Consider the following 26,018-nt stretch of genomic DNA (forward strand, 5'->3'; position numbering starts at 1 on the left):
ATGCGCCGGTCGTAGCCTTTCGGCTCCCTCCCATCCCCCGGAGCGATCATCGTGACAAACTTTTCCTCCACCGATCCGGCCGATTCGGCCGATGCCTTCAGGTCCGGTCGAACCATCACCACACCCGCGGGTCCGCCGAATGCCGCGCAGCCCGTCTGGAACACTCAGCGCGCCTCGGCGATGCCCATCGGTCGCTACCGTCCGTTCGCCGAGGAAGTCGAGCCCGTCGCGTTGGGCGACCGCACCTGGCCGGACCAGGTCATCCGCCGCGCCCCGATGTGGTGTGCGGTCGACCTACGGGACGGCAACCAGGCCCTGATCGACCCGATGAGCCCGGCGCGCAAACGCCGCATGTTCGAGCTGCTGGTGCGAATGGGTTACAAGGAGATCGAAGTCGGGTTCCCGTCGGCCAGCCAGACCGACTTCGATTTCGTCCGCGAGATCATCGAGCAGGGCCTCATCCCCGATGACGTGACCATTCAAGTTCTGACCCAATGCCGACCGGAGCTGATCGAGCGCACCTTCCAGGCTTGCGAGGGTGCTTCGCGGGCGATCGTGCACTTCTACAACTCCACGTCGATCCTGCAGCGCCGGGTGGTGTTCCGTGCCGACCGCGCGGCAGTGCAGGAGATCGCGGTGGCCGGAGCCCGCAAATGCGTGGAGGAAGCCGCCAAATATCCCGGTACGCAGTGGCGGTTCGAGTACTCGCCGGAGTCCTACACCGGCACCGAACTGGAGTACGCCAAGCAGGTGTGCGACGCCGTCGGCGATGTCATCCAGCCGACGCCGGCCAACCCGGTCATCTTCAATCTGCCGGCCACCGTGGAGATGGCCACCCCCAACATCTACGCCGACTCGATCGAGTGGATGAGCCGTAATCTGAAACGCCGCGATTCGGTGATCTTGAGCCTGCATCCGCACAATGACCGCGGAACCGCTGTTGCCGCAGCCGAGTTGGGCTACCAGGCCGGCGCCGACCGGATCGAGGGCTGCCTGTTCGGCAATGGTGAGCGCACCGGCAATGTGTGCCTGGTGACGCTGGGGCTGAACCTGTTCAGCCGCGGGGTGGACCCGCAGATCGACTTCTCAGACATCGACGAGATCCGGCGCACCGTGGAGTACTGCAACCAGCTACCGGTGCACGAGCGGCACCCCTACGGGGGCGACTTGGTCTACACCGCGTTTTCCGGCAGCCACCAGGACGCCATCAACAAGGGCCTGGACGCCATGAAGATCGCCGCCGACGAGGCCGACTCCGATGTCGACGACATGCTCTGGCAGGTGCCGTATCTGCCGATCGACCCGCGCGATGTCGGCCGCACCTACGAGGCGGTGATTCGAGTCAACTCGCAGTCCGGTAAGGGCGGGGTGGCCTACATCATGAAGGCCGACCACGGGCTGGCGCTGCCGCGCCGGCTGCAGATCGAGTTCAGCCAGGTGATCCAGCACATCACCGACGGCGAGGGCGGCGAAATCTCACCGAAAGAGATGTGGGACGCCTTCGCTGAGGAGTACCTCGCGCCGGTGCGACCGCTGGAGCCGATGAAGCACCGGGTCGACGCCGCGGACGAGGACAGCGGAACGACCGGCATCGTCGCGACCGTGAAAATCAACGGCACCGAGACCGAGATCAGCGGCACCGGCAACGGCCCGCTGGCAGCGTTCGTCGACGCGCTGGGTCGGGCGGGGTTCGACGTGGCGGTGCTGGACTACTCCGAGCACGCCATGAGCGCCGGTGAGGAAGCGCAGGCGGCGGCCTACGTGGAGGCCACGGTGAGGACCGCGAGCGCGGCGGAGCCGGGCGAAGCGGGTCGTCGCCCCACGGGCCCAGCCGGCGGCCGAACGGTGTGGGGCGTGGGCATCGCGCCGTCGATCACCACCGCGTCGCTGCGTGCCGTCGTCTCCGCGGTCAACCGGGCGGCTCGTTAGGCGCAATCAGAACCGCGCGGCGCCGATGCACGCCGCGCAGCGGCGTGAGGAGAAGCCGGGCAATCAGAACCGCGCGGCGCCGATGCACGCCGCGCAGCGGCGTGAGGAGAAGCCGGGCAATCAGAACAACGCGAACTGTTCGCCGGCGTCGGCCGGCTCGGTGAAGTCCTCGACGCCTGTGCCGCCGGCGACGGTGCCGACGGAATCCATGAACTGCGCGTCGGAAACCACCGGGACGCCCAGTTCGCGGGCCAGATAACCCTTGCCGTGTCCGGGCTGGGTTTCGTTGCAGACCACCAACGACGTGTCAAGGTCGACGGCGTCGCTATAAGCCAGCCCGGCATGCAGGATCCGCTCGACCAGTTCCTCGTGGGTGCGTCGGACCTCGGCCGCCAGCGCCACCCGCATGCCCTGCACCAGCGGACGGCCCCGCACATACGGGCCGGGGTTGAGATACGGACACGGCATCCGAGACGCCAGCATCTTCAGCGGTCGCAGCTCGTCATGCGTGACCCGTCCGTTCGGCCACCGGCGACGAGTGACGGGGCGCACCGGTAGCCACACGTCGCGCTCACGGGCCCGCTGGAGGGCGGCGGCCAGCACACGTGTCAACACCAGGGCGTCGTCGAACGCATCGTGCGGGCGTTCTTGCGCTACTCCCCAGTGCGCGGCCAGCGTCTGCAACCGCAGGTTGTCGGTCCCGAGCCCGAGCCGCCGCGCCAACTCGACCGTGCACATGACGGTGTCGACGGGCAGTTCGGCGTCGGCGATCTCGGCTTCCGCGGCAAGGAAGGCGTAGTCGAACGCGACATTGTGCGCGACCAGTGTGCGTCCGCGCAGCAACTCGACGACATCAGCGGCGATGTCGGTGAACTGCGGCTGGTCTTCGAGCATCGCGGCGGTCAGCCCGTGCACATGCGTGGGTCCGGGATCGACACCGGGGTTCAACAGGCTGACGACGGATTCCTCGATTCGGCCGTCCGCGTCGAGGGCCAGCGCCGCCAGGCTGATGATTCGGGCGTGACCTGGTCGAAAGCCCGAGGTCTCGACATCGATGACGGCCCAGCCCGCGCCGGCTTCACTGGCCGGCCGACCCCAAGCGATCCCCATAAGGGGAGGATGGCACGTCGGACCGACATCGTCGGTTCGCCGCGCGTCGTGTCGTCTATTTAAACTGCGCGGGTGATTACCGCCCGGGGACGCGTGGCCCTCGCCGCCGGGGCCGGTGCCCGGTGGGCGTCGCGGGTGACCGGGCGCGGGGCGGGCGCGATGATCGGCGGCCTGGTGGCGATGACGCTTGACCGCTCGATACTGCGTCAGCTCGGGGCGGGCCGGCGCACGGTCATCGTCACCGGGACTAACGGCAAGTCGACGACCACCCGGATGACCGCGGCCGCGCTGGGCAGCCTCGGGGCGGTGGCGACCAATGCCGAGGGCGCCAACATGGACGCCGGGCTGGTGGCCGCGCTGGCTGCCGGCCGCGATGCCGAGTTGGCCGCGCTGGAAGTCGACGAGATGCATGTCCCGCACGTCGCAGATGCGGTCGAACCCAGCGTCGTCGTGTTGCTCAACCTGTCCCGCGACCAACTGGACCGGGTCGGCGAGATCAATGTGATCGAACGCACGCTGCGGTCCGGGCTGGCCCGGCACCCCAAAACCGTGGTCGTCGCCAACTGCGATGACGTGCTGATGGCCTCGGCCGCCTACGACAGCACCGACGTCGTCTGGGTGGCGGCCGGCGCCGGCTGGTCGGCCGACTCGGTGAGTTGCCCGCGCAGCGGCGAGGTGATCGTCCGCGACAAGGACCATTGGTATTCCACCGGTGCGGACTTCCGGCGGCCCAGCCCGCACTGGTGGTTCGACGACGAGCGGCTCTACGGGCCGAACGGGCTGGCGCTGCCGATGCGGCTGGCGTTGCCGGGGTCGGTGAACCGCGGTAACGCGGCTCAGGCGGTGGCAGCCGCCGTGGCGGTGGGCGTCGACCCGGTGGCAGCGGTGGCGGCGGTCGCCACGGTCGATGAGGTCGCCGGTCGGTATCGCACCGTCCGTGTGGGCGAACACACGGTACGGATCCTGCTGGCCAAGAATCCGGCCGGCTGGCAGGAGGCGCTGTCGATGGTCGACAAGCACGCCGCAGGAGTGGTCATCGCGGTCAACGGGCAGGTGCCCGACGGCGAGGACCTGTCCTGGCTGTGGGACGTGCGGTTCGAGCATTTCGAAGACACCACCGTCGTCGCGGCGGGCGAGCGCGGCACGGATCTGGCGGTGCGGCTTGGATATGCCGGGGTGCAGCACACCCTGGTGCATGACACGCTGGCAGCCATCGCGTCGTGCCCGCCGGGGGCGGTGGAGGTCGTCGCCAACTACACGGCTTTCCTCCAGTTGCACCGGGCGTTGGAGCGCTCGCGGTGACGGTGCGGATCGGGCTGGTGCTGCCCGACGTGATGGGCACCTACGGCGACGGCGGCAACGCGGTGGTGCTGCGGCAGCGGCTGCTACTGCGGGGCATCGCGGCAGAGATCGTCGAGATCACGTTGGCCGACCCGGTGCCCGAGTCGCTGGACCTCTACACGCTGGGCGGGGCCGAGGACTACGCGCAGCGGCTGGCCACCCGCCATCTGGTCAAGCATCCGGGGCTGCAGCGTGCGGCGGCCCGCGGCGCACCGGTGTTGGCGATCTGCGCCGCCATTCAGGTGCTGGGTCAGTGGTACGAAACGTCGGCAGGCGAACGGGTCGACGGGGTGGGTCTGCTGGATGCGACCACGTCGCCGCAGCGCGAGCGCACCATCGGCGAGGTCGTCAGCGCCCCGTTGCTGGACGGGTTGGCCGCGCCGTTGACCGGTTTCGAGAACCACCGCGGGGGGACAGTGCTCGGGTCGGCCGCAAAACCGTTGGGCGCTGTGAAGAAGGGTGCCGGCAACCGCGCCGGTGACGGCGTAGACGGCGCGGTGCAGGGCAGCGTGATCGCCACCTACATGCACGGCCCATGTCTGGCCCGCAATCCTGAGCTGGCCGATTGGCTGTTGACGCGCGTGGTCGGTGAGCTCGCACCTCTGGAACTGCCGGAGGTGGAGTTACTGCGCCGCGAGCGGCTGCGAGCCTGAATCGACATATCCCACTGAATTGTGCGTTGGGCGCCACTGGAGCACTCTGGATTCGAGCCGAGTCCCATTCGCGTCGGTTGTGATCGAGGTACCGGCACTGTGCGGGACGGCTAGACCAGAGCCGGAGGGGATACGATGTTGCCACTCAACGTAATTCCGGGTGCCGTCGATGCGTCGGCAGCGACCGAGGCAGCGATCAGCGCGCAATCGGCCGCCGCCTCCGCGGCGGGTGCGGCCGCGCTCACCGGCGTGACGCCGATGGCCGCGGATGTGGATTCGGCCGAATTCGCCGCAGCTTTGAACGCGACCGGCGCCGCTTACCTTGCGACCGCGGCCGAGCATGTCGGCCAGCGCGCGGCATTCGCCGGATCGCAGGCCCTGGCTTCGGGCACATACACCGCCACCGAAGCGGTCCGCGCGGCCAATTTGGCCTAGCGAAGCGACCCGTGCCCGACCCGAGGTGGTCTGGTCCACCAGAGGTGATCGCCGCTACCTTCGAGGCCGGTTCACCGGCGTCGGTGATCACCAGCAACGCGGCATGGACAGCCGAAACCGCCTGTCACGAAACGGCTATGGGCCTCTCAGCGGCTAACACCGCGGCGACCGCGGCGTCCTGGCATGGGATGGGCGGGGTTGCCTCGACGGCGGCGGTGCTCGGACTCAACGCGACGCTACAGACGTTGGCGGTATGGACGATGGAAAAGATCGCGCTGACGCAAGCCGCCGTGGATGCATTCATCGTTGCCAGTTCATCGGTGGTTCCATCGCAGCTATGTCAGTTGAATCGTGACGAGTGGATGACCGCCAACGCCACCAATTTTTTCGGCATACGCACACCGGAAATCGTGGCCTTGGACAGCGAATACTTCGGCGAACACTGGCCGCACAACTCGAGTGTCGGTTGGGCGTATTCTGCTGCGCTGAACACGCTTTGCACCGCATTGGCGGTGCCGCCGCCAATTGCGCCCGCGGCGGCATCACCAGCCGGGCCGGCAGCGGCGGGCGAGGCCGTCGCTGAAGCAGCCGCGCAAACCGGCATCAATGACGCGCTGCAGCTTTCCAACCGGACTGCGCAGGCCGCGGGTCAGACGACGTCGGCGCCCGCCGCTACAACCAGCCCGCTCAGTGCATTTATCGAACCGTTGCAGCAAGGGGTATCGGGCGCAATCCAGCCGTTGACGGCGTCAGCCCAGGCACCGATGCACGGGCTGCAGGGCTTGACGGGCATGCCGCAAGCCTTGCTGCAGTCGGTCGGCGGCATGTTTCCCCAGGCCGGGTTATCAGATGGGGCGACGACGTCCGGCGCAGAACCAGCGCTCCGCGGTGGCGACAGCACCGGCCGACTTAGTTCCGGAACCCCCAGTGGTGCAAGCGGTATGGGCGGATATCCGGGAGCCGGGCTCACCAGCTACACTCGTCCGCCCAGCAGCTTCGAGCCGCCGGCCGGTGGGCGGCCCACCGGTCTGCGCGGCGAGCTGTTCGGCGCTGCCGAACACCGCAGTCCGACCACATCACCGGCGGCCGGCGGCCCGATGGCGATGACACCGACGAGTCCGCCCGCCCGCGGAGGCAGCGATGCGGACAAGCGAGTGGTGGCTCGCGCACGCGTCGCCGTCGACGGCGACCCAGTGCACAACGGATAGTGCGTGACAAATGCCAGCGCATCGTGGGTTCGCTGTATCGGCCAATAGCGCTTGTAACACATACTAAGTAACGCTTCTCAATGTTTGCTGTCGGGTGAAGTGACAACCTGCGGACCGCGCCTACACTGCTAGCCAAGTCCTCCGCTGGGAGGAGAGAAATCAAGGAGCAGGCATGCCAAACGCGACCGTTGTGACACCGGAATTGCTGCGGACTACCCAGCAGGCCATCGAATCGGCCCTGCAGTACGCAACCGCCGTGGCCAACGACTACCTGAGCACCCACGAAAACGTGATCGGCGTGGCCACCTGGCACGGCCAGGCTGGTAGCACGTCACTGGCCACCGCCGGGCAAATCAATCACGACCTCCAGCAGACGGTAACCGGCGGCCAACGCCTGGCTCATGGGCTCGGCCGCGCGGCGGCACTGATGGAAAACCACGAAGCCGATGCGTCCCATGGATTTACCGGCCTATTTGGTGCAGCGAGCTAGCAGAAGTCAAGCAGAAGGACTCACGGATATGTCAGACCAAATCACCTACAACTACGGGGCAGTCACCGGTTTTGCCTCCGACGTCGCCTCGCGGGCGGCTCAGCTGATGGAAATTCACGACGACATTGCGCACCGCACTCAGGCGTTGGCCGACTTCTTCCAGGGCACCGGCGCCACTGCTTTCTTCGACGCCCAACAACAGATGCTGCATGGCCTGGAGGGCCTGATCCAAACCGTCAGCCAACACGGACACGTCGTCAACAACACGGCCGAAAGCGCTCAAGCCACCGATCAGGCCATCAGCCAGGCGTTCATCTAGCTCAGCCGCCCGATTGCGTTGGGGGACAGGTGTTAACGACCACGGTAGATGGTTTGTGGGTTCTCCAGGTGCTCACTGGCATCGAGGTCATCGCACCTGAACTGGGTCTTCGGCCGCACCTGCCGAGCGTCGAATCCAGGCAACTGGCGCTGGCACATCCGATTGCCGACGAACTGCGGGCGCACGCCGTCATCGACGATTCGGGTGTAGTAGACGACACGGTGGCGGAATGGCTGACCGTGCTGTCGCGTCGCGACATGGCGCTGCTCGTGCAGCTTCGGCCACCGGCCAGCCTCGAATCGGCGCGGGTCCTGCTGGCCAGATACGCCCGGTGGTGGGTGGTAATGGAACGCTCGGCCAGCGGTATCCGGATTCACGGCGCTGGAACCGACAGCAGTGCAGCCACAGCCGCGACACTGATCAGTGCTCACATTGAGCGAGTGTGCGGGTGCCGGCCGGCGGCGCCGCTGCGACCGGTCACCTTCGACGCCGCGGCCATGCGGGCCGAAGCGACCAATCCGGGTGGGCTGCGGCGGTTCTTGGCCGGACAACACCTCGATGCCGATCAGCAGCGGCTGCTGAAGTGGGCCGGCGACTCGACGCGATCAGCCCAAGCCTCGATCGTCGCAATCCGGGCGGCCGATACCGCCCAGCTCACGCGGGTGCACGTCGACGAACGTGCCGTGACAATCATCGACACCCCGGAAGGTCGACTGCTGGCCGAGCATGTCGCCTCTGCCGGCAAGAGCTGGCTGGTCGTCGGGCCGGCGACGCCACCCGCTATCGAATCAGCGGTCAAGGGCATGCTGCAACGTCTGCCCATAAGGGAAGGGTGGTACTCCCATCGAAAAGTTGTGTAACGAAAACCGTTGCGAGGTTCCGGATTCGGTTTCGGGCAGACTACGCATTTCCGACATGGTCGCACCACGGAAAATCCCACCGTCGGCTGGATGGCGAAAGTCCGTCTACAGTGCGTCGTTTCATGCTGTGAATTTGGGCGGATCTTCGACCGAGCGACATCACCGTGAGTTACAGGCACGGATCCGGCGCCACATCCGCAAGCAGTACGTGATCGGCGTGATTTCGGGCAAAGGGGGTGTCGGCAAGACCACCATGACGGCCTGTATCGGCGCGGTGTTTCGCGAGTGCCGGCCCGAAAATGTGGTCGCCGTGGACGCCGCGCCCGGTTTCGGGACACTGGCCGGCCGAATCGACGAAGCGCCGCCCGGCGACTACGCCGATGTCCTGAACGACACGGATGTCCAGGGTTATGCCGACATTCGCGAGCACTTGGGGCAGAACAGCGTCGGATTGGACGTGCTGGCCGGAGACCGCGGATCCGGCCGACCGCGGCCGTTAGCCCCGTCGATGTTCGCCGGGGTACTGTCCCGGCTGCGACGCACCCACAACGTCATCGTGGTCGACACGTCGGATGATCTCGAGCACCCGGTGATGAAGGCAGTCTTCGACGCCTGCGACACACTCGCGTTCATATCCGGGCTGACGGTGGATACCTCGCTGCCGGTATCGCGTTCGATAGACCTGTTGCGGTCGATGGGTTATCACCAGCTGGTATCCCGCAGTGTGATCGTGCTCAACGACAGTCGCGACAAGTATGATCCGCAAGCCCAACGCTACCTCACCGAGCGATTCGCTCAATCCGGCGCCGACGTTGAATTCATGCCATACGACCCGCATCTCGCGGAAGGCGGCATCATCGACACGCAGCATGAGCTGAAAAAGAAGACACGACTGCGCCTCTACGAAATCGCGGCCAGTCTGGCGGATAAGTACATTCCGGAAGCAGACCGGACGCATTGATGGCCAGCGTCTCGCTTCCGGCGCGCTGCGCCGTCGAAGTAGTCTGCGGCAAGCACCTGCTCTCGCAGCTATATCCGGCGTCGGTGCCTATCGAAGTCTTCATCGACGACATTGTCGAGTTGGTCGGCGACGAGCTCAAACGCCGTGGCTTGACCGGACTTACGGCCGGCGTCGGCTATGAACTGCACAAGGTCAACGGCGTGCGGCTCGACATCAGCAAGACCCTCGATGAACTCGGCGTCGAAGACGGCACCACCCTGGTGCTGGCCCCGACCACAAGCGGCGATTCGTTTGAGCCCCAGTACGAGTCACTGTCGACCGGGTTGGCGCGGATCGGCAAGAAGTTGTTCGAGCCGGTCACGGCCGACACCGCGGCGCACACTGCGCTGGCCATCCTGGCGATGATCGCCGCGACGGCGTTGGCGCTGGCGCTGCGGGTCCGCGCCTGTACCGACTCGCTGGCCCCCAGCATTGTCACCGGAGCATTCGGCGTGCTGGCCGCCGCACTGGCAGCGGTGTGGTTGCGGTGGCCACATCGCGGCGACCTAGCCGAAGGATTCAGCTGGATCGCGGTGCCGATGCTGGCCGGCGGCGTTGCCGGGGCCGCGCCCGGACAGCTGGGATCCGCCCACGTATTTATCGCGGTCCTCGCTGTGGCCCTGCTGAGTTGGGCAGTGAGCGTGGCAACGCAACGTCGTATCGCTGCGGCGGCGACCATCGTCACGTTGGGTGGTGTGGCCGGGGCTTTGGCCGCGGCCAGGATGTGGCGACCGGTTCCGGCGCAGTGGCTGGGCATGTGCACCCTGGTCGCATTGCTGGTGGTGTTGACGGCCGCCCCGACGACCGCCCTGTGGGCCGCACGGATCCGGCCGCCACACTTCGGGTCGATCACCGGCCGTGACCTGTTTCGTCGCCGTGACGGACTGCCGGTGGACACCGTGTCGCCGGTGGATGCCGAGGATGAGGCGAACCTGGATACCACGCCGCGCGGAAAGCAGATCGCCGCGGCTGCGGTACGCGCCAACGGTGTGCTCACCGGCATCTGTGTAGCCGCCGCGCTGGCACTTCCCGCCGGCGTTTGGGCCACCCTGATGCCCGGACAGTCGCGTAGCCCGGCTGCAGCCACGTTGGCCGGGCTGTTCGTGCTGATTTTCATCAGCCGCGGAAGGGCATTCACCGACAAACGGCAAGCCGTGGCGCTGGTGTGCGGGGCGGCCGCGGCGGCATGTGCGGGCGTGGCGAAATTTGTTCTGCACCAGCCGGCCGCATCGGCCGACCCATTGCTGTGGGGCGTGCTGGCCCTGGCCGGGTTTGGCGGCGCCGGCCTGGCGGCCGCCCTGCTGGTCCCGATCACCAAGTTCACGCCGCTGGTGCGGATGCTCACCGAATGGCTCGAATTGGCGGCGATTGCCGCAGCCTTGCCGTTGGCCGCGTGGATCGGCGGGCTGTTCACCTGGGTACGCATGCGATGACGCCGGGTAGCATCTTTACGACCGCGATCGCACTTTTCGTAGCGCTATCGGCCAGCGTGCCACTGGCCCATGCGATTCCGCCACCGAGCGTCGACCCCGCCCGCGTGCCCGCGGATGGCAGGCCGGAGCCGGAACAGCCGATGCGGCAAAGCAATGTCTGCGCGCGGACGACAACGGTTGCAGACCCGAACGTGGCGGCCACCGTGCCCGGATTCACCATGCTCAACATCAGCACAGCCTGGCAGTACTCGACTGGCAATGGGGTACCGGTGGCGGTGATCGACACCGGGATCAATCCGACCGGCCGATTGCCCGTCATCGCCGGCGGTGACTACATCATGGCCGGCGACGGATTGACCGACTGCGACGCACACGGAACCATCGTCGCGTCGGTGATTGCTGCTGCACCCCAGGGGATTCCGATGCCCGCCCCGATGCCGGCCACCCCGGCATTCCCGGCGCCGGCAGGCTCGCCGCCCGTCAGCGCTGGGGCGCCGCCGATATCTGATCAACCGGATGACCCGGAGCAGGCGCCGAACCCGCCGCCAGACGCAACCGACGGCGTGGTCGGGGTTGCCCCGCACGCGGTGGTCATCTCCATCCGCCAGTCATCGCGGGCCTATGAGCCGATCACCCCGCTATCGGGCGACGCCGAGGCGCACAAGAAGGCCGGCACCGTCGCCACCCTGGCGAAGGCGGTCGTCCACGCGGCCGACATGGGCGCCAAGGTGATCAACATCAGCGTGACGTCATGCGTGCCGGCGGCCGACCCGCTGGACCAGAGCGCCGTCGGAGCCGCGGTTTGGTATGCCGCCACCGTGAAAGACGCGGTCATCGTCGCCGCCGCGGGTAACGAGGGGGAGGACTCCTGCGCCCAGAACCCGTTCTTTGATCCGCTGGATCCTTCCGATCCGCGTGACTGGCATCAAGTCAAGACGGTGTCGTCGCCGTCCTGGTTCGCCGACTACGTCCTATCGGTGGGCGCAGTCGACAACACCGGTGTCCCCATCGGCAAAAGCCTTGCCGGGCCGTGGGTGGGCGCGGCGGCACCGGGTGTGGGGATCATGGGGCTCTCACCGCAAACCGGCGTTGCGGTCAACGCTTATCCACCGATCCGCGCGGGAGAGCAGACGATGCCGTTCTGGGGAACGAGTTTCTCGGCCGCCTATGTCAGCGGCGTCGCCGCCCTGGTGCGGGCAAAGTATCCGGAGCTCTCCGCCCACCAGGTCATCAACCGCATCCTGCAAACAGCACACAATCCGCCGCGTGGGGTCGACAATCAGGTGGGTCACGGCGTGGTAGATCCCGTCGCGGCCCTGACCTTCGATGTCCCTCCGGGAGAACGTGTTTCACCTGCCACACAGAGCCGGGTGGTGATACCGGCTGCAGCGCCGGCAGCACCGGATTACCGGGCGCGCACCATGGCAATGGTATTCGCGGGGTTCGTCGTCGCTGCGGTAGCGGTCGCAGCGATCGTCGGGCGAGCCCGGCGGGCGCGATGAACGCGACCAGCAGGCAGGCAATCATCACCGGCGTTCTGCTCACCGGCCTCCTTGGCTGGTCTTTCGACGGATATACCGGCGCTGCAACAGGATTGACGTTCGGGATCGTTGCGGCCGTGATCCCGTGGCGACGTCGGACGTTGTGGTCATGGCTGGCATTGTGGATGCGACGTGGCCGGCCCCTGGTCTGGAACGAGCCCGTGACGGTGGTCAACGACGGGGCCGGAGGCGGCGTTCGCTTCCAGGGCGGAGTTGCGGTGGCCGCGCTCCAACTGCTCGGTGCCGCGCACACGCCGACATTGTTCACCGGCTCGGCGTCGCCGCATACCGCGAATGTGCTGGACGTCATGGCCCTGCATCCGTTCATGCGGCAAAGCCTGGGCCTGGCGATCGATTCGTTGAGTGTGATCAGTTCGGGTGCCAGACGACGCAGCACCGGCGACTATTCGCGGCTCTACGACACTCTGATCGGCGCGGTGCCCTACGCGGGGCGGCGCGAAACGTGGGTCATCGTGCGGGTCGCGGGTCGGGATAATGCCCAGGGATTGCAATGGCGGACCTCGATCGGCACCGCGACGCTGGCGGCCGCGCAGCGGATCGGTAGCTCTCTGCGCCAGCAGGGGATTCGCACCAGGGTGGCGACGACCACCGATATCCTCGAGTTGGAGCGACGGCTGGGCCGATCGGCGCTGGACGCTCATGAACAGCGCTGGAACTCGGTGCGGAGCGACATCGGTTCGCTGACGACCTACTGGTACCTCCCGCGCGACATCACTGCCGACAACTTGGCGAAAGGATGGATGGTGCGCTCTGACGCAGTCATCCAGAACGTCACGCTGTTCAACGATGGCACTGCCACTGCCGCCATCACGGTCTGCGATGCGCAGCCGCCGTCCGCCCCACCAAGCGTGTTGTTGCAGACGTTGCCGGGCGCACAGCTGCAAGCCGCCGCCGCTAATCTCTGCGGTCCGACGCCGCCGATCGGCGGTATGCGCCGTGGCGCGCTGGCCGGTCAGCTCGTTGTGCCGATCGGACCGTCCGGTGTGCTCCTCGGCAAGGACGCGGCCGGCAACCGGTTCGCGCTCCCCCTCGACGACCCCGGCGAATTCAGCCGCGTGCATATCGCCACAGACGACGATGTGGCGAAACGAATTGTTGTTCGGATGGCCGGGGCCGGCGAACGCATTACGGTCCACAGTCGGAACACGCAGCGCTGGGCCAGTGTTCGCATGCCCGACATTGCGGTGATCGACCACCCGAGACCCGCCGCGGGCACCACGGTCAGCGTCGTGGACGACACCATTGCGCCGGCGCCGCGGCCGAACACACTGGTCTCCGTCGGCGAACCAGATGAGCCTTACCGGGGATCCGCCGATGTGCTGATCATCCAGACCGGTCCGGCGACCGTGGAAGTACATGCCGCCGGGCGCGTGCACACCGTCGAGGTCGAGTTGTTTCGCGCGGAGAAACGCTATGTGGCTTCCTGTCCCGCCACGCTGACCGCGGCCGGACTAGCACCGGTGGACTAGCTGATGGCCGGCAGCACGTCGATCGTCGCCGCGCGTAAGCGGTTTGATCAGGCGATGGCGGTATTCGACTCCGACGTCCTCGCCGCGCAGGCGCGGTTCCGGGAGGCAACGGAGATCGACCCGTCGATGGCCGACGCCTGGCTGGGCCGGATCGCCACCGGCGACTCGGCGTTGTCTACGCTGCGGAAGCTGTATGCCTGCGGTGCCCGACTGCACCGGGAAACCAACCGGCTCGGCGTGCAGTTGTCTGCGCCCATCAAAGCGGGGCCGTACCTGTCCATCGCGGTGAGCGAGTCGTCACATGCCGGTCTGGCACTGGCCAGCGCACTCATCGACATCGGCGCATACCAGAAAGCCGCTGCGCTGCTCGAGGATTCGACTCTGCTGGACAGCTGGGAGAATCACCAATGGCAGCAGCACATCCGCGCTTACCTGATGTTCGCCACCCAGCGCTGGCCTGACCTGATCTCGGTCGCCGCCACCACCCTACCGCCGCAGGCCATCATTATGCCGGCGGTCAGCGCGGCGACCGCTACGCTGGCCGCCTACGCGGCGGCCCATCTCGGGCAGGCGCTGGTTTCTTTGGACTGGACGGACCGAGTGGAGCTGGGCGCCGGGCCCACCGAGCTGACCGAGCACCGCCGCGCCCAGAGCGACAGCCCGGTCGCCGCGATCGACCCCGGCGAATTTCCGCTGATCGCTGCCGATCTGGCCTATGTACGCGGAATGGCGCACCGCTTGCTCGGTGAGCAGGACAACGCACAGATCTGGTTGTCCAGAGCGACGATCAATGGTGCGCTGACCGCGGCAGCGAAACAGGCGTTGGCCGACCCGGACCTGCAGCTGGCGATCACCGACGAGAAGACCATCGATACCCGCACCGACAAATGGGACATCACCACTGAGCGGTCCGGCCAGCAGTGTCGGGACGAGGAAAGCACAGAGCGGCGCCGGGAACTGCTGGCCGAAGGTCGTGCGCTGCTCAACAACCAGGTCGGTCTGGCCGAAGTGAAGCGTGTGGTGGCCGAGCTCGAGGACCAGATCGAGGTCCGCGCACTAAGACTGGCCGCCGGGCTGCCGGTGACCAGCCAGACCAACCACGTCTTGTTGGTCGGACCGCCCGGCACCGGCAAGACCACAACCGCAGCGGCGCTGGGAAAGATCTATGCGGGCCTCGGCATTGTGCGGCACCCCGAAATCGTCGAAGTCAAACGGGCGGACTTCTGCGGCGAATACATCGGAGCGTCAGGGCCTAAGACCAACGAGCTCATCAACCGCTCGCTGGGCCGCATCCTGTTCATGGACGAGTTCTATTCGCTGGTGGAACGCCACCACGACGGCCGGCCGGACATGATCGGGATGGAAGCGGTCAATCAGTTGCTGGTTGCGCTGGAGGTGCACAGGTTCGACTTCTGCTTCATCGGGGCCGGCTACGAGAAAGAAGTCGACGAATTCCTCACCGTCAACCCGGGTTTAGCCGGTCGGTTCAATCGCAAGCTGCGCTTCGCGTCGTATACAGCCGAAGAGCTGGTCGAGATCGCGGTGCGTTACGGGCAGCCGCGGGCCACCGTCATGGATCCTGCTGCGCGCGACGCACTGACCGGCGGGTGCAAAACCCTGCGGGCCTATCTGGCACCGGATGGCAACCACGGCATCGACGTCATGCAGAACGGTCGCTTTGCCCGCAATGTGATCGAACGCGCTGAGCGACTGCGAGATTCGCGGGTGGCCGCCCAGCACCGTGCTGCCAAGGGATCGGTGACTGTCGACGACCTCGAGACGTTACGTACCCAGGATGTGACCAGAGCGGTAATCGACGCATGCACCGAAAAGCACGTGCCCGTCGAGCTCTGAACATCCGCTGTGCAGCTGTACGGCTCAACGCACTAGACGAATCGAAACACCGCGATCCGGCCGGCCAGAGCTTCGAATTCGTCAGGCGTGCCGTCTCGCACCATTCCGGATCGCTTCGCGAATGCCACGCCGACGGGCACCTCGACTGGGAACGCCCGCAGCACCGGACGCGCCTGTTCGGCGGTCAATTCGACGATCTTGACCTCACGTGACTTGCGTCCGCAGCGCAGCGTGCCGGCGCCCGCCGCGCGGGCATTGGCGGCCCAATCCGCACCGGGGTAACCGGCTACGACGTAGAGACCACCCTGGAATTCGAACGGTGTCATCGGGGTGCTGCGCGGTTGACCGGACCTGCGGCCCGGCACCGTCAAGACCATGGCCGGCCCGGTCGGTATGCCGAGCTTCTGCACGGCCATCATCACCTTGTTCATCGGCTTGAGGTAGCGCGGCGGACGCGGATCAGACATGTCTTGCCTCCTTGGCTAATTGGTGAACGCATCGCGGTGCTGGGCGGCCCACTGGGCAAACGTGACGGCCGGGCGGCCGACGATCTTCTCCACCTCATGGGTGACCAGCGCCGGTTTGTCCAGCGTCTCGGCGAGCATTGCCATATAGGCATCGGCGAACTGAGCGCCCAGGCCGATGGCAACGAAGCGCTGCCGCACTACCTCCGGCGGCACTTCCAGATACCTCAGCTCACGGTCCAACACCGCGCCGATGGTGCGCACCAACTCGGTATCGGTGAGTGCTTGCGGCCCGGTCAGGGCAATCTTGCGCCCGTCGAGTTCATCGCTGAGCAGCGCCCGGACTGCGACTGCGGCGATGTCGCTGTCGGCGATCGGCGCAGTCGACGCCGCCGCGCAAGGGCCCCCGACGACATCGCCGGCCCGGATCTGTGCCGCCCACATCCCGATGAAGTTCGAGGCGAACACCGATGGCCGTAAGCTCACCCAGCCCAAGCCGGAGTCGACGGCGAACTGCTCGACTTCGGCGTTGCGGTCGCCGCGAAAACGCGACGGTTGCCGCGAGAAGTCGTCGTCGGCGTTGAGCGACGACAGCGCGACCAGTTTGGCAACCCCACTGCGCGCGGCCAGTGCTACCACCTCGGCAAGCTGATCACCCAACGCACGCGAGTTGAGAAACACCGCAGCGGCGCCGGCCAGCGCATCGATGGCCGAGCCGACCACCTCGACACCGGCGGGAAATCCTGCGGTGTCAGAAGAACGGGTGACCGCGCGCACCTGCGCACCCTCGGCGGCCAGTTCAGTAACAAGGGGACGGCCGACGTTACCGGTCGCTCCGGTGACCACGATCGTCATGATGGGCTCCTTCCTGACGGTTAAGACTGTGCTTTTCACCAAGGACGGCGCGCAGCATGGGAAAGTTACGGCCAGAACATGTAACTTTTTCCGGCAGTAGATCGTCGTCGACATATGACCGAACCGCAGTCTGAGCAGATCGCCGAGGCTTGGCGACGTCACCGCGCTTACCTGGTCAACCTCGCCTATCAGATGCTCGGGGATATCGGTGACGCCGAAGACGTTGCGCAAGAAGCATTTCTGCGGTTATCCCGAACTGAGGTCAGTGAGCTCGACGACGTCCGAGGCTGGCTCACCGTGGTCGCCGGCCGGCTGTGCCTCGACCAGGTACGTTCGGCGCGGGCCCGTCGTGAGCATCCGGAAGAGCTCGGTGCAGAGGCGTTGGCGCTCAATCAATCCCGTCGGATTGATCCGGCGGACCGGGTCACCTTCGACGACGAGGTCCGTACCGCGCTCCTGGAAGTCCTACGCCGGCTGAGCCCCGGTGAGCGGGTGTCGTTTGTGCTGCACGACGTGTTCGGGCTGCCGTTCGACACCATCGCCGAGACGGTGGGTCGTCCGGTCGGCACCTGCCGCCAGCTGGCGCGGCGCGCGCGGGCGAAGTTCACTGTCGGCCGCCCCAAGCTCAGTGAGATCTCCCCGGCCGAGCACCAACTGGTCACCGAGAAGTTCATCACCGCCTGCGCCAACGGCGATTTGCAGGCGCTGGCGGCAGTACTGGATCCGACCGTGTGGGGTGTTGGCACGGTGCTCGCCGAGCATGCTTTGCCGCCGCAGGTCAACCATGGCCCACGCGACGTCGCCACTAACCTGCTGCGCTACTTAGGCCCGGGCGTGACGTTGGTCAGCGGTCCCGCCGGGCAACCGGTGCTGCTGGCCTACGCGCAGCGCCGGCTCTTCGCCGTCATTGTGTTGACCATCGGTGGCCAACTCGTCACCAAGATCGAAGCAACCGCCGACCCGTCGGCGCGCGCAGAGAACCGCTAGCCGCGGTCTCGCGCGCCGGGCGGCTCCGACGCAAAGAACCGGGCGATCGTCGCGGCGATCTGCAAAAACCGCCGCCGCGCCGCCGGAGCCATCTCGCTGGTGACGTCGATGACGCCGCCGGGTCGCAGGTGGGGATCGAAGGGCACTTCGACCACCATCTGACCGCGGTCGAGGAATTGGCGCGCCAGCACCGAACGCGTCCGTTTGTCGGCGTGGCCGTCGGAATCGTTGAGTACCACGATGCTTCGCCGCAGCAGATCGGTCCGGCCGTGCGCAGACAGCCACTCCATGGTCTGCGCGGCGGCCGAGGCTCCGTCGGCCCACGGGGAGGACACCACGATCAGAGCGTCGAGGTCGCTGAGGGCCTCTTGGGTCACCGGCGCGTCCATCGTCGACCCGCAGTCGATGATTGCGATCGTGAAATGACGGTCCAGCCGCAAGGTGGCTTCCCGGTAGATCGCCGGATCGAGCACGCGCCGCGGGCCTGCCGGCGGTTCTCCGGCCAGCACGTACAGACCGGCGGAGTTGCTCCCGACGCGGGAGCTGACATCGGCGAACGACTGCAGATTTTTGTCGGCCGTCAGTTCCCAATAGGAACCGCTGGTCCGCGGATCGATCCGGCTGCCGAGACGTCCGAAGGCGGTGTCGGCGTCGATCGCCACCACGCGGTCCTGGCGGCGCAACTCGGCAAAGATCGATCCGACGCTGGCCGCGACGGTGGTTTTTCCGACGCCGCCCTTACCGAGCACGCCGACCTTGTAATTGCCGCGCAGGACCGATTTGATGACGGCCTCGAATTCCGCTTCCTGTCGTTCTGCCGCCGACGGGCCCAGATTGACCAGACCGAACGTGGCCGTCCAGAGCATGCGCCGCCAACCACGGCCCGGCGCGGGACGACGTGGCGGCGCGACCGGCGCCGGCCCCACCCCGAAGTCGGGCCAACGCTCAGCGGGGGGTACACCAACGGACCGCGGCGGCCCCGGGGGTGTTCCGGGGCGCGACGGTGTTGCCGGTGGGAACGGCTGGAACGGATGGGGCGGCATCGGCCGCGGATTCGCCGATTGCGGATGCGGCGGAGGCGGCGAGGGTGCGCCGGGCTGCGCAGGCCGAAATCGGTCCCGCAGGAAGTCGTCGCGCTCGTTCATAGGCTCCTCAGCTGGCATCCGACCGTGGGTTTACAGGCTGCCGCCAGTCCAGTATCGGTTATCGAGGCGCCGGAGAAGCACGGTGGCGATCCGCAATCTCGTGCAAAGTTATTGCGCAAACTTGCTGCGCGCCACGCCGTCATCGCCGGATATTCCACACCAGCCCCTGTGAATGCCACATCGGTGCCCGCTGCCACGGCTTATGGTGAGTTCCATCACTGCATCATGGCCAGTCCACCGCCAATGAGGTGCTCCGAAAATGCCGTCAGGTGGTCCTCACAGCAAATCAGCGGGCCTGGATTCGGCCGACCGCGATTCGCGGCTGCGAGTCGCTGAACGCAACGTCACAGCAGGCAAACATCCAGGCGCGCAACCAGAACCGGCAAATTCGCGTACTGTCTACCGTTTCGCCAGCTCGGCGCCGTCAACCGACGAGTTACTATTGATCAAGTTGGCATGTCAGGCGGTTTTTGTCATATCGTTTTACGACTTGTCGAGAACTGGGTACAGGGCCACCGTTCAGCGCTGCACGGACGCATTCCCCTGCTCCGGGTCTTCGCCGTTTGGCGTACAGGATATCGACAAGGGCCGACGGGCTTAGCCGCTCTCCTTAGGAGCGGCGCCGCCGGAGCTACTCATGAATGCCGCGCAGAAAGTTCTTGGTGAAGGGTCAGGTAAGAATGGCGCCCAACCGCGTCGGGCTGTACAACCCCGCGTTCGAGCACGACTCGTGCGGGGTCGCGATGGTCGTCGACATGCACGGCCGGCGCAGCCGCGACATCGTGGAAAAGGCGATCACCGCGCTGCTCAATCTCGAGCACCGCGGCGCCGCCGGTGCCGAGCCGCACAGCGGTGACGGCGCGGGCATCCTGATCCAGGTCCCCGACGACTTCCTGCGTGCGATCGTCGACTTCGAATTGCCGGCCCCGGGCAGCTACGCCACCGGTATCGCGTTCTTGCCGCAGTCGTCCAAGGACGCCGCGGCCGCCTGCGCAGCGGTGGAGAAGATCGTGGCCTCCGAAGGATTAAAGGTGCTCGGCTGGCGCGACGTACCCACCGACGATTCCTCGCTGGGCGCACTGTCCCGCGACGCCATGCCCACCTTCCGGCAGTTGTTCGTCGCCGGAGCCTCCGGGATGGAGCTGGAGCGGCGCGCCTATGTGATCCGCAAGCGCGCCGAACACGAACTCGGCACCAAGGGCCCCGGGCAGGACGGTCCCGGTCGCGAAACTGTTTACTTCGCAAGCCTTTCCGGTCAGACCTTTGTGTACAAGGGCATGCTGACCACGCCACAGCTCAAGGCGTTCTACCTCGACCTGCAAGACGACCGGCTGACCAGTGCGTTGGGCATCGTGCACTCGCGGTTCTCCACCAACACTTTCCCGTCCTGGCCGTTGGCCCATCCGTTCCGGCGTATCGCCCACAACGGCGAGATCAACACCGTCACCGGCAACGAGAACTGGATGCGCGCCAGAGAGTCGCTGATCCGTACGGACGTCTTCGGGGACCCGGGCGACCTGGATAGCGCCGACAAGTTGTTCCCGATTTGCACTCCCGGCGCCTCCGACACCGCCCGCTTCGACGAGGTGCTGGAACTGCTGCACTTGGGCGGTCGCAGCTTGGCGCACGCGGTGCTGATGATGATCCCCGAGGCGTGGGAGCGCCACGAGTCGATGGATCCGGCCCGGCGCGCGTTTTACGCCTACCACTCCGCGCTGATGGAGCCGTGGGACGGCCCCGCGTCGATGACGTTCACCGACGGGACCATCATCGGGGCGGTGCTGGACCGCAACGGCTTACGGCCGTCTCGGATCTGGGTCACCGACGAAGGTCTGGTCGTGATGGCCTCAGAGGCCGGTGTGCTGGATCTCGACCCGTCGACGGTGGTGCGCCGGATGCGGCTGCAGCCGGGCCGGATGTTCCTGGTCGACACAGCGCAGGGCCGCATCGTCTCCGACGAGGAGATCAAGGCAGAGCTGGCCGCCGAACATCCGTATCAGGAGTGGCTCGACAAGGGGCTGATCCCGTTGGAGGAGTTGCCGCAGGGCAACTACGTGCAGATGCCGCACCACCGGGTGGTGTTGCGGCAGCTGGTTTTCGGCTACACCTACGAGGAGCTCAACCTGCTGGTGGCCCCGATGGTGCGCACCGGCGCCGAGCCGCTCGGATCGATGGGCACCGACACCCCGGTCGCGGTGCTCTCAGAGCGGCCGCGGATGCTGTTCGACTACTTCCAGCAGCTGTTCGCCCAGGTGACCAACCCACCGTTGGACGCCATCCGCGAAGAGGTGGTGACCAGCCTGCACGGGGCCCTTGGTCCAGAGGGCGACCTGCTCAACCCCACCGAAGACTCGTGCCGCCAGATCGTGTTGTCCCAGCCCATCCTGCGCAACCACGAGCTGGCCAAGCTGATAAACCTCGATCCCGACGTGGAGGTCAATAAACGGCGGCATGGCCTGCGGTCCAAAGTGATTCGCTGTCTGTATCCGGTTGGCGAGGGCGGCGCCGGTCTGAAGGCCGCGCTGGACGATGTACGTTCGCAGACCTCGGCGGCGATCGCCGACGGTGCGCGAATCATCATCTTGTCCGACCGCGAGTCCGACCAGGAAATGGCCCCGATCCCGTCGCTGCTGGCGGTCTCGGCGGTGCATCACCATCTGGTGCGCGAGCGGTCCCGCACCAAGGTCGGGCTGGTCGTGGAGTCCGGCGACGCCCGCGAAGTGCATCACATGGCCGCGCTGGTCGGATTCGGAGCCGCGGCGATCAACCCCTACATGGCATTCGAGTCGATCGCGGACATGCTCGATCGTGGTGCCATCACCGGGATCGAGCTCGAGAAGGCGCTGCAGAACTACATCAAGGCCGCCGGCAAGGGCGTGCTGAAAGTGATGTCCAAAATGGGCATCTCGACGCTGGCGTCCTACACCGGCGCGCAACTGTTCCAGGCCGTCGGTGTTTCCGAAGATCTGCTCGACGAATACTTCACCGGGCTGACCTGCCCCACCGGCGGTATCACCCTCGACGACATCGCCGCCGATGTCGCCACCCGTCACGCGCTGGCCTTCCTGGACCGGCCCGACGAACGAGCGCACCGTGAACTCGAGGTGGGCGGCGAATACCAGTGGCGCCGTGAAGGCGAGTACCACCTGTTCAACCCCGACACCGTTTTCAAACTGCAGCACTCCACCCGCACTGGGCAGTACAAGATCTTCAAGGAATACACCCGTCTGGTTGACGACCAGAGTGAGCGGATGGCGTCGCTGCGCGGGCTGCTGAAATTCCGCGATGGCCTCCGACCGCCGGTTCCGCTCGACGAGGTCGAACCGGCCACCGAGATCGTCAAGCGGTTCGCCACTGGCGCAATGAGCTACGGATCCATCTCCGCCGAAGCGCACGAGACACTGGCCATCGCCATGAACCGGCTGGGTGGCCGGTCGAATTCAGGTGAGGGTGGGGAGCACATCGGCCGCTTCGACCGCGACCCCAACGGGGACTGGCGGCGTAGTGCGATCAAGCAGGTCGCCTCCGCCCGATTCGGCGTCACCTCGCACTACCTGACCAACTGCAGCGACATTCAGATCAAGATGGCGCAGGGGGCGAAACCCGGTGAAGGCGGGCAGCTTCCGGGCGGCAAGGTATATCCGTGGATTGCCGAAGTGCGGCATTCCACGCCCGGGGTCGGACTGATCTCACCGCCGCCGCATCATGACATCTACTCCATCGAGGACCTGGCACAGCTGATTCACGACCTCAAGAACGCCAACCCGTCAGCGCGAATCCACGTCAAGCTGGTTTCCGAGAACGGTGTCGGCACAGTGGCCGCCGGTGTATCGAAGGCACACGCCGACGTGGTGCTGATCTCTGGTCACGACGGCGGCACCGGCGCCACTCCCCTGACGTCGATGAAGCACGCCGGCGCACCGTGGGAGCTGGGGCTGGCCGAGACCCAGCAGACGTTGCTGCTCAACGGGTTACGTGATCGCATCGTCGTTCAGGTGGACGGACAGCTCAAGACCGGGCGCGACGTGATGATCGCCGCACTGCTTGGCGGCGAGGAATTCGGTTTTGCCACCGCCCCGCTCGTGGTCTCTGGCTGCATCATGATGCGGGTCTGTCACCTCGACACCTGCCCGGTCGGCGTGGCCACCCAGAATCCGGTGCTGCGGCAACGGTTCACCGGCAAGCCCGAGTTCGTTGAAAACTTCTTCTTGTTCGTCGCCGAAGAAGTCCGCGAATACATGGCAGCGCTGGGTTTCCGTACGCTCAACGAGGCCGTCGGCCAAGTGGGCGCATTGGACACCACGTTGGCACGGGCACACTGGAAGGCCCACAAGCTCGACCTGGCGCCGGTGCTGCACGAGCCGGAGTCGGCATTCATGAACCAGGACCTGTACTGCAGTTCCAGCCAGGACCACGGCTTGGACAAAGCGCTGGACCAGCAATTGATCGTGATGAGCCGCGAGGCACTGGATTCCGGTTCACCCGTTCGCTTCTCTACGACAATCAGCAACGTCAACCGCACCGTGGGCACCATGCTCGGCCACGAAGTGACGAAAGCCTATGGTGGCCAAGGCCTGCCGGACGGCACCATCGACATCACGTTCGACGGCTCGGCCGGCAACAGCTTCGGTGCGTTTGTGCCGAAAGGCATCACGCTGCGGGTCTACGGCGACGCCAACGACTACGTCGGCAAGGGCCTGTCGGGGGGCCGGATCGTGGTGCGGCCGTCCGACAATTCGCCGGAAGGCTATGCCGCCGAAGACAACATCATCGGTGGCAACGTCATCCTGTTCGGCGCCACCAGCGGCGAGGCGTTTCTGCGCGGTGTGGTCGGCGAACGATTCGCGGTGCGCAACTCCGGAGCCCACGCAGTGGTCGAGGGAGTCGGCGATCATGGCTGTGAGTACATGACCGGAGGCAAAGTGGTCATCCTGGGCCATACCGGCCGCAACTTCGCGGCCGGCATGTCCGGCGGCGTGGCTTACGTCTATGACCCCGAGGCCGTGTTCCCCTCCCACCTCAACACCGAGATGGTGGAGTTGGAGAGCCTCGACGACGACGACCTGGCCTGGCTGCACGGCATCATCGAGGCCCACGTGGATGCGACCGACTCCGCAGTCGGCCAGCGCATCCTGGCCGACTGGGCGGGCGAGCAGCGCTGCTTCTTCAAGGTGATGCCCCGCGACTACAAGCAGGTACTGGAGGCGATCGCCGAGGCCGAACGCGACGGCACCGACGTCGACGAGGCAGTGATGGCGGCAGCGCATGGCTGATCCGAAGGGCTTTCTGAAGTACACCCACCGGGAGACCCCGAAACGCCGGCCGGTGGACCTGCGCCTGCGTGACTGGAAGGAAGTCTACGAAGACTTCCCGCACGAGACACTGCAGGAGCAGGCAACCCGGTGCATGGACTGCGGGATCCCGTTCTGCCACAACGGCTGCCCGCTGGGCAACCTGATCCCGGAGTGGAACGACCTGGTCCGCACCGGCCGCTGGCGCGATGCGATCGAACGGCTGCATGCCACCAACAACTTCCCCGACTTCACCGGCCGACTCTGCCCGGCGCCGTGTGAATCATCGTGTGTGCTGGGCATCAACCAGGATCCGGTGACCATCAAGCAGATCGAGCTGGACATCGTCGAGAACGCCTTCGACGAGGGCTGGGTGGTTCCGTTGCCGCCGGAGCAGCTGACCGGCAAGACGGTTGCGGTAGTGGGATCGGGTCCGGCCGGACTGGCCGCCGCTCAACAGTTGACCCGGGCGGGCCATAGCGTGACCGTCTTCGAGCGGGCTGACCGCATCGGCGGGCTGCTGCGTTATGGCATCCCGGAGTTCAAGATGGAAAAGCGGTACCTGGATCGCCGACTGGAACAGATGAGCGCCGAAGGCACCGAGTTCCGTGCGGGAGTCGACGTCGGCGCCGACATCAGCGCTGAGCAGTTACGCGCCGATTTCGATGCGGTGGTGCTGGCGGGTGGTGCCACTGTCGCGCGCGATCTGCCCATCGGAGGCCGCGAGCTCGACGGTATTCATCAGGCGATGGAGTTTCTGCCCTGGGCCAACCGCGTTCAAGCGGGCGACGATGTGCTTGGACCGGACGGCGAGCCGCCGATCACCGCCAAGGGCAAGAAGGTCATCATCATCGGTGGTGGCGACACCGGAGCCGACTGCCTGGGCACCGTGCACCGTCAGGGAGCGGTGACCGTGCACCAGTTCGAGATCATGCCGCGTCCGCCGCAAACCCGCGCCGAATCCACGCCGTGGCCGATGTACGAGCTGATGTTCCGGATCTCGTCGGCGCACGAGGAGGGCGGCGAGCGAATGTTCTCGGTCAACACCGAGGAGTTCGTCGGCCGAGACGGTCACGTCACCGCGCTGAAGGTGCATGAGGTGACCATGCAGGACGGCAAGTTCGTCAAAACCGAGGACAGCGATTTTGAGATCGAGGCGGATCTGGTGTTGTTGGCGATGGGGTTCGTCGGCCCGGAACAACCCGGCCTGCTGACCGACCTGGGCGTGGAGCTGACCGACCGGGGTAACGTCGCGCGTAACAAGGACTTCGAGACTTCGGTGCCCGGCGTCTACGTTGCCGGCGACATGGGGCGGGGCCAGTCATTGATTGTCTGGGCGATCGCCGAGGGCCGCGCGGCGGCAGCAGCCGCAGATCGTTACTTGATGGGCCGAACTGCACTGCCGGCGCCCATCACGCCCACCACAGCGCCGCAACGGTAATCACTCCAGGCACACCTGCAACATTTGATAAATTGCTCGGCGCGTCTCCCGCTGTTTGCCAGATGTTAGGTGTCTAATAACCCGGTGTGGGCGCCACCTAACGTGGGCCACGGTCCAGTTGACCGACCGCAGGAGTGATCACTGTGCACATCAACCCACTACCCCGGTCACG

At 66.2% G+C, this 26,018-nt stretch carries 19 protein-coding genes and 1 pseudogene; 16 read left to right on the plus strand and 4 right to left on the minus strand.

Features of this window, described 5'->3' with window-relative positions:
- Positions 1-51: 51 nt before the first annotated feature.
- On the plus strand, positions 52-1,929 hold the full coding sequence (leuA, locus tag AC5Y49_RS17830) for a 2-isopropylmalate synthase (RefSeq protein WP_499889373.1): 1,878 nt from the start codon (positions 52-54) through the stop codon (positions 1,927-1,929).
- A 120-nt stretch (positions 1,930-2,049) separates the two neighbouring features.
- Here leuA and AC5Y49_RS17835 read toward each other — a convergent pair whose 3' ends face one another.
- Positions 2,050-3,039 carry a DEDDh family exonuclease gene (locus AC5Y49_RS17835; RefSeq protein WP_499889375.1) on the minus strand — a complete coding sequence of 330 codons (990 nt, stop codon included), beginning with the start codon at positions 3,037-3,039 and terminating at the stop codon, positions 2,050-2,052.
- Between the two features lie 72 nt (positions 3,040-3,111).
- On the opposite strand from AC5Y49_RS17835, the gene AC5Y49_RS17840 reads away from it, so the two are divergent.
- The 12 genes and pseudogenes from AC5Y49_RS17840 to eccA all read left to right on the plus strand — a co-directional run bounded on the left by AC5Y49_RS17840 (position 3,112) and on the right by eccA (position 15,663).
- Positions 3,112-4,341 carry a Mur ligase family protein gene (locus AC5Y49_RS17840; protein ID WP_499889376.1) on the plus strand — a complete coding sequence of 410 codons (1,230 nt, stop codon included), beginning with the start codon at positions 3,112-3,114 and terminating at the stop codon, positions 4,339-4,341.
- Between the two features lie 2 nt (positions 4,342-4,343).
- A complete protein-coding gene (locus tag AC5Y49_RS17845) occupies positions 4,344-5,033 on the plus strand; it encodes a type 1 glutamine amidotransferase (protein ID WP_499889556.1) in 690 nt (229 codons plus the stop codon).
- Between the two features lie 135 nt (positions 5,034-5,168).
- Entirely contained in the window at positions 5,169-5,468 is a 300-nt protein-coding gene (locus AC5Y49_RS17850; protein ID WP_499889378.1) for a PE domain-containing protein, read from the plus strand.
- An 11-nt stretch (positions 5,469-5,479) separates the two neighbouring features.
- Positions 5,480-6,676 (plus strand): PPE domain-containing protein, encoded by a 1,197-nt coding sequence (locus AC5Y49_RS17855; RefSeq protein WP_499889379.1) that lies wholly within the window; start codon positions 5,480-5,482, stop codon positions 6,674-6,676.
- Positions 6,677-6,848: 172 nt separating this feature from the next.
- Complete coding sequence (locus AC5Y49_RS17860; protein WP_499889381.1) at positions 6,849-7,166, plus strand: WXG100 family type VII secretion target; 318 nt, start codon at positions 6,849-6,851, stop codon at positions 7,164-7,166.
- Between the two features lie 28 nt (positions 7,167-7,194).
- Positions 7,195-7,485 carry a WXG100 family type VII secretion target gene (locus tag AC5Y49_RS17865; protein WP_499889383.1) on the plus strand — a complete coding sequence of 97 codons (291 nt, stop codon included), beginning with the start codon at positions 7,195-7,197 and terminating at the stop codon, positions 7,483-7,485.
- A gap of 53 nt (positions 7,486-7,538) precedes the next feature.
- The gene (locus AC5Y49_RS17870; RefSeq protein WP_499889385.1) at positions 7,539-8,345 is read left to right on the plus strand and encodes an ESX secretion-associated protein EspG; all 807 of its coding nucleotides are present in this window, start codon (positions 7,539-7,541) and stop codon (positions 8,343-8,345) included.
- Positions 8,346-8,367: 22 nt separating this feature from the next.
- Positions 8,368-9,306 (plus strand): annotated as a pseudogene (locus AC5Y49_RS17875) (MinD/ParA family ATP-binding protein); the annotation flags it as partial.
- On the plus strand, positions 9,306-10,778 hold the full coding sequence (eccD, locus tag AC5Y49_RS17880; protein ID WP_499889386.1) for a type VII secretion integral membrane protein EccD: 1,473 nt from the start codon (positions 9,306-9,308) through the stop codon (positions 10,776-10,778). The pseudogene AC5Y49_RS17875 and the gene eccD, both read left to right, overlap by 1 nt.
- Positions 10,775-12,280, plus strand: a complete 1,506-nt coding sequence (mycP, locus tag AC5Y49_RS17885) for a type VII secretion-associated serine protease mycosin (protein WP_499889388.1) — start codon at positions 10,775-10,777, stop codon at positions 12,278-12,280. The genes eccD and mycP overlap by 4 nt, the downstream gene beginning before the upstream one ends.
- Complete coding sequence (gene eccE / locus AC5Y49_RS17890; RefSeq protein ID WP_499889390.1) at positions 12,277-13,809, plus strand: type VII secretion protein EccE; 1,533 nt, start codon at positions 12,277-12,279, stop codon at positions 13,807-13,809. Before mycP ends, eccE begins: the two co-directional genes overlap by 4 nt.
- A 3-nt stretch (positions 13,810-13,812) precedes the next feature.
- Positions 13,813-15,663, plus strand: a complete 1,851-nt coding sequence (eccA, locus tag AC5Y49_RS17895) for a type VII secretion AAA-ATPase EccA (protein WP_499889392.1) — start codon at positions 13,813-13,815, stop codon at positions 15,661-15,663.
- Between the two features lie 32 nt (positions 15,664-15,695).
- Here eccA and AC5Y49_RS17900 read toward each other — a convergent pair whose 3' ends face one another.
- Both AC5Y49_RS17900 and AC5Y49_RS17905 read right to left on the minus strand, forming a co-directional pair.
- Positions 15,696-16,130, minus strand: coding sequence for a nitroreductase family deazaflavin-dependent oxidoreductase (locus tag AC5Y49_RS17900; RefSeq protein ID WP_499889394.1), 435 nt, complete (start codon positions 16,128-16,130; stop codon positions 15,696-15,698).
- Between the two features lie 15 nt (positions 16,131-16,145).
- Positions 16,146-16,982 (minus strand): NmrA family NAD(P)-binding protein, encoded by an 837-nt coding sequence (locus AC5Y49_RS17905; protein ID WP_499889395.1) that lies wholly within the window; start codon positions 16,980-16,982, stop codon positions 16,146-16,148.
- A gap of 114 nt (positions 16,983-17,096) precedes the next feature.
- Between AC5Y49_RS17905 and sigI the strand changes: the two genes are divergently transcribed.
- The gene (sigI, locus tag AC5Y49_RS17910) at positions 17,097-17,969 is read left to right on the plus strand and encodes an RNA polymerase sigma factor SigI (RefSeq protein ID WP_499889397.1); all 873 of its coding nucleotides are present in this window, start codon (positions 17,097-17,099) and stop codon (positions 17,967-17,969) included.
- Here the strand turns inward: sigI and AC5Y49_RS17915 are convergent.
- Positions 17,966-19,114: a MinD/ParA family ATP-binding protein gene (locus AC5Y49_RS17915; RefSeq protein WP_499889398.1), complete on the minus strand. Its 1,149-nt coding sequence runs from the start codon at positions 19,112-19,114 to the stop codon at positions 17,966-17,968. The genes sigI and AC5Y49_RS17915 overlap by 4 nt on opposite strands.
- 680 nt (positions 19,115-19,794) lie before the next feature.
- Here AC5Y49_RS17915 and gltB point away from each other — a divergent pair.
- Both gltB and AC5Y49_RS17925 read left to right on the plus strand, forming a co-directional pair.
- Positions 19,795-24,387 (plus strand): glutamate synthase large subunit, encoded by a 4,593-nt coding sequence (gltB, locus tag AC5Y49_RS17920; protein WP_499889400.1) that lies wholly within the window; start codon positions 19,795-19,797, stop codon positions 24,385-24,387.
- Entirely contained in the window at positions 24,380-25,846 is a 1,467-nt protein-coding gene (locus AC5Y49_RS17925) for a glutamate synthase subunit beta (protein ID WP_499889402.1), read from the plus strand. Before gltB ends, AC5Y49_RS17925 begins: the two co-directional genes overlap by 8 nt.
- Positions 25,847-26,018: the final 172 nt, after the last annotated feature.

The organism is Mycobacterium sp. NGS62 (assembly GCF_059812285.1).

Excerpts from the sequence above, each read along its gene's own strand:
- sigI (WP_499889397.1), top strand. The coding sequence starts at position 17,097 with ATGACCGAACCGCAGTCTGAGCAGATCGCCGAGGCTTGGCGACGTCAC.
- eccA (WP_499889392.1), top strand. The coding sequence starts at position 13,813 with ATGGCCGGCAGCACGTCGATCGTCGCCGCGCGTAAGCGGTTTGATCAG.
- AC5Y49_RS17925 (WP_499889402.1), top strand. The coding sequence starts at position 24,380 with ATGGCTGATCCGAAGGGCTTTCTGAAGTACACCCACCGGGAGACCCCG.
- AC5Y49_RS17905 (WP_499889395.1), bottom strand. The coding sequence starts at position 16,982 with ATGACGATCGTGGTCACCGGAGCGACCGGTAACGTCGGCCGTCCCCTT.
- AC5Y49_RS17860 (WP_499889381.1), top strand. The coding sequence starts at position 6,849 with ATGCCAAACGCGACCGTTGTGACACCGGAATTGCTGCGGACTACCCAG.
- AC5Y49_RS17915 (WP_499889398.1), bottom strand. The coding sequence starts at position 19,114 with ATGAACGAGCGCGACGACTTCCTGCGGGACCGATTTCGGCCTGCGCAG.
- eccD (WP_499889386.1), top strand. The coding sequence starts at position 9,306 with ATGGCCAGCGTCTCGCTTCCGGCGCGCTGCGCCGTCGAAGTAGTCTGC.
- eccE (WP_499889390.1), top strand. The coding sequence starts at position 12,277 with ATGAACGCGACCAGCAGGCAGGCAATCATCACCGGCGTTCTGCTCACC.
- AC5Y49_RS17850 (WP_499889378.1), top strand. The coding sequence starts at position 5,169 with ATGTTGCCACTCAACGTAATTCCGGGTGCCGTCGATGCGTCGGCAGCG.
- gltB (WP_499889400.1), top strand. The coding sequence starts at position 19,795 with ATGGCGCCCAACCGCGTCGGGCTGTACAACCCCGCGTTCGAGCACGAC.
- mycP (WP_499889388.1), top strand. The coding sequence starts at position 10,775 with ATGACGCCGGGTAGCATCTTTACGACCGCGATCGCACTTTTCGTAGCG.
- AC5Y49_RS17865 (WP_499889383.1), top strand. The coding sequence starts at position 7,195 with ATGTCAGACCAAATCACCTACAACTACGGGGCAGTCACCGGTTTTGCC.
- AC5Y49_RS17835 (WP_499889375.1), bottom strand. The coding sequence starts at position 3,039 with ATGGGGATCGCTTGGGGTCGGCCGGCCAGTGAAGCCGGCGCGGGCTGG.
- AC5Y49_RS17900 (WP_499889394.1), bottom strand. The coding sequence starts at position 16,130 with ATGTCTGATCCGCGTCCGCCGCGCTACCTCAAGCCGATGAACAAGGTG.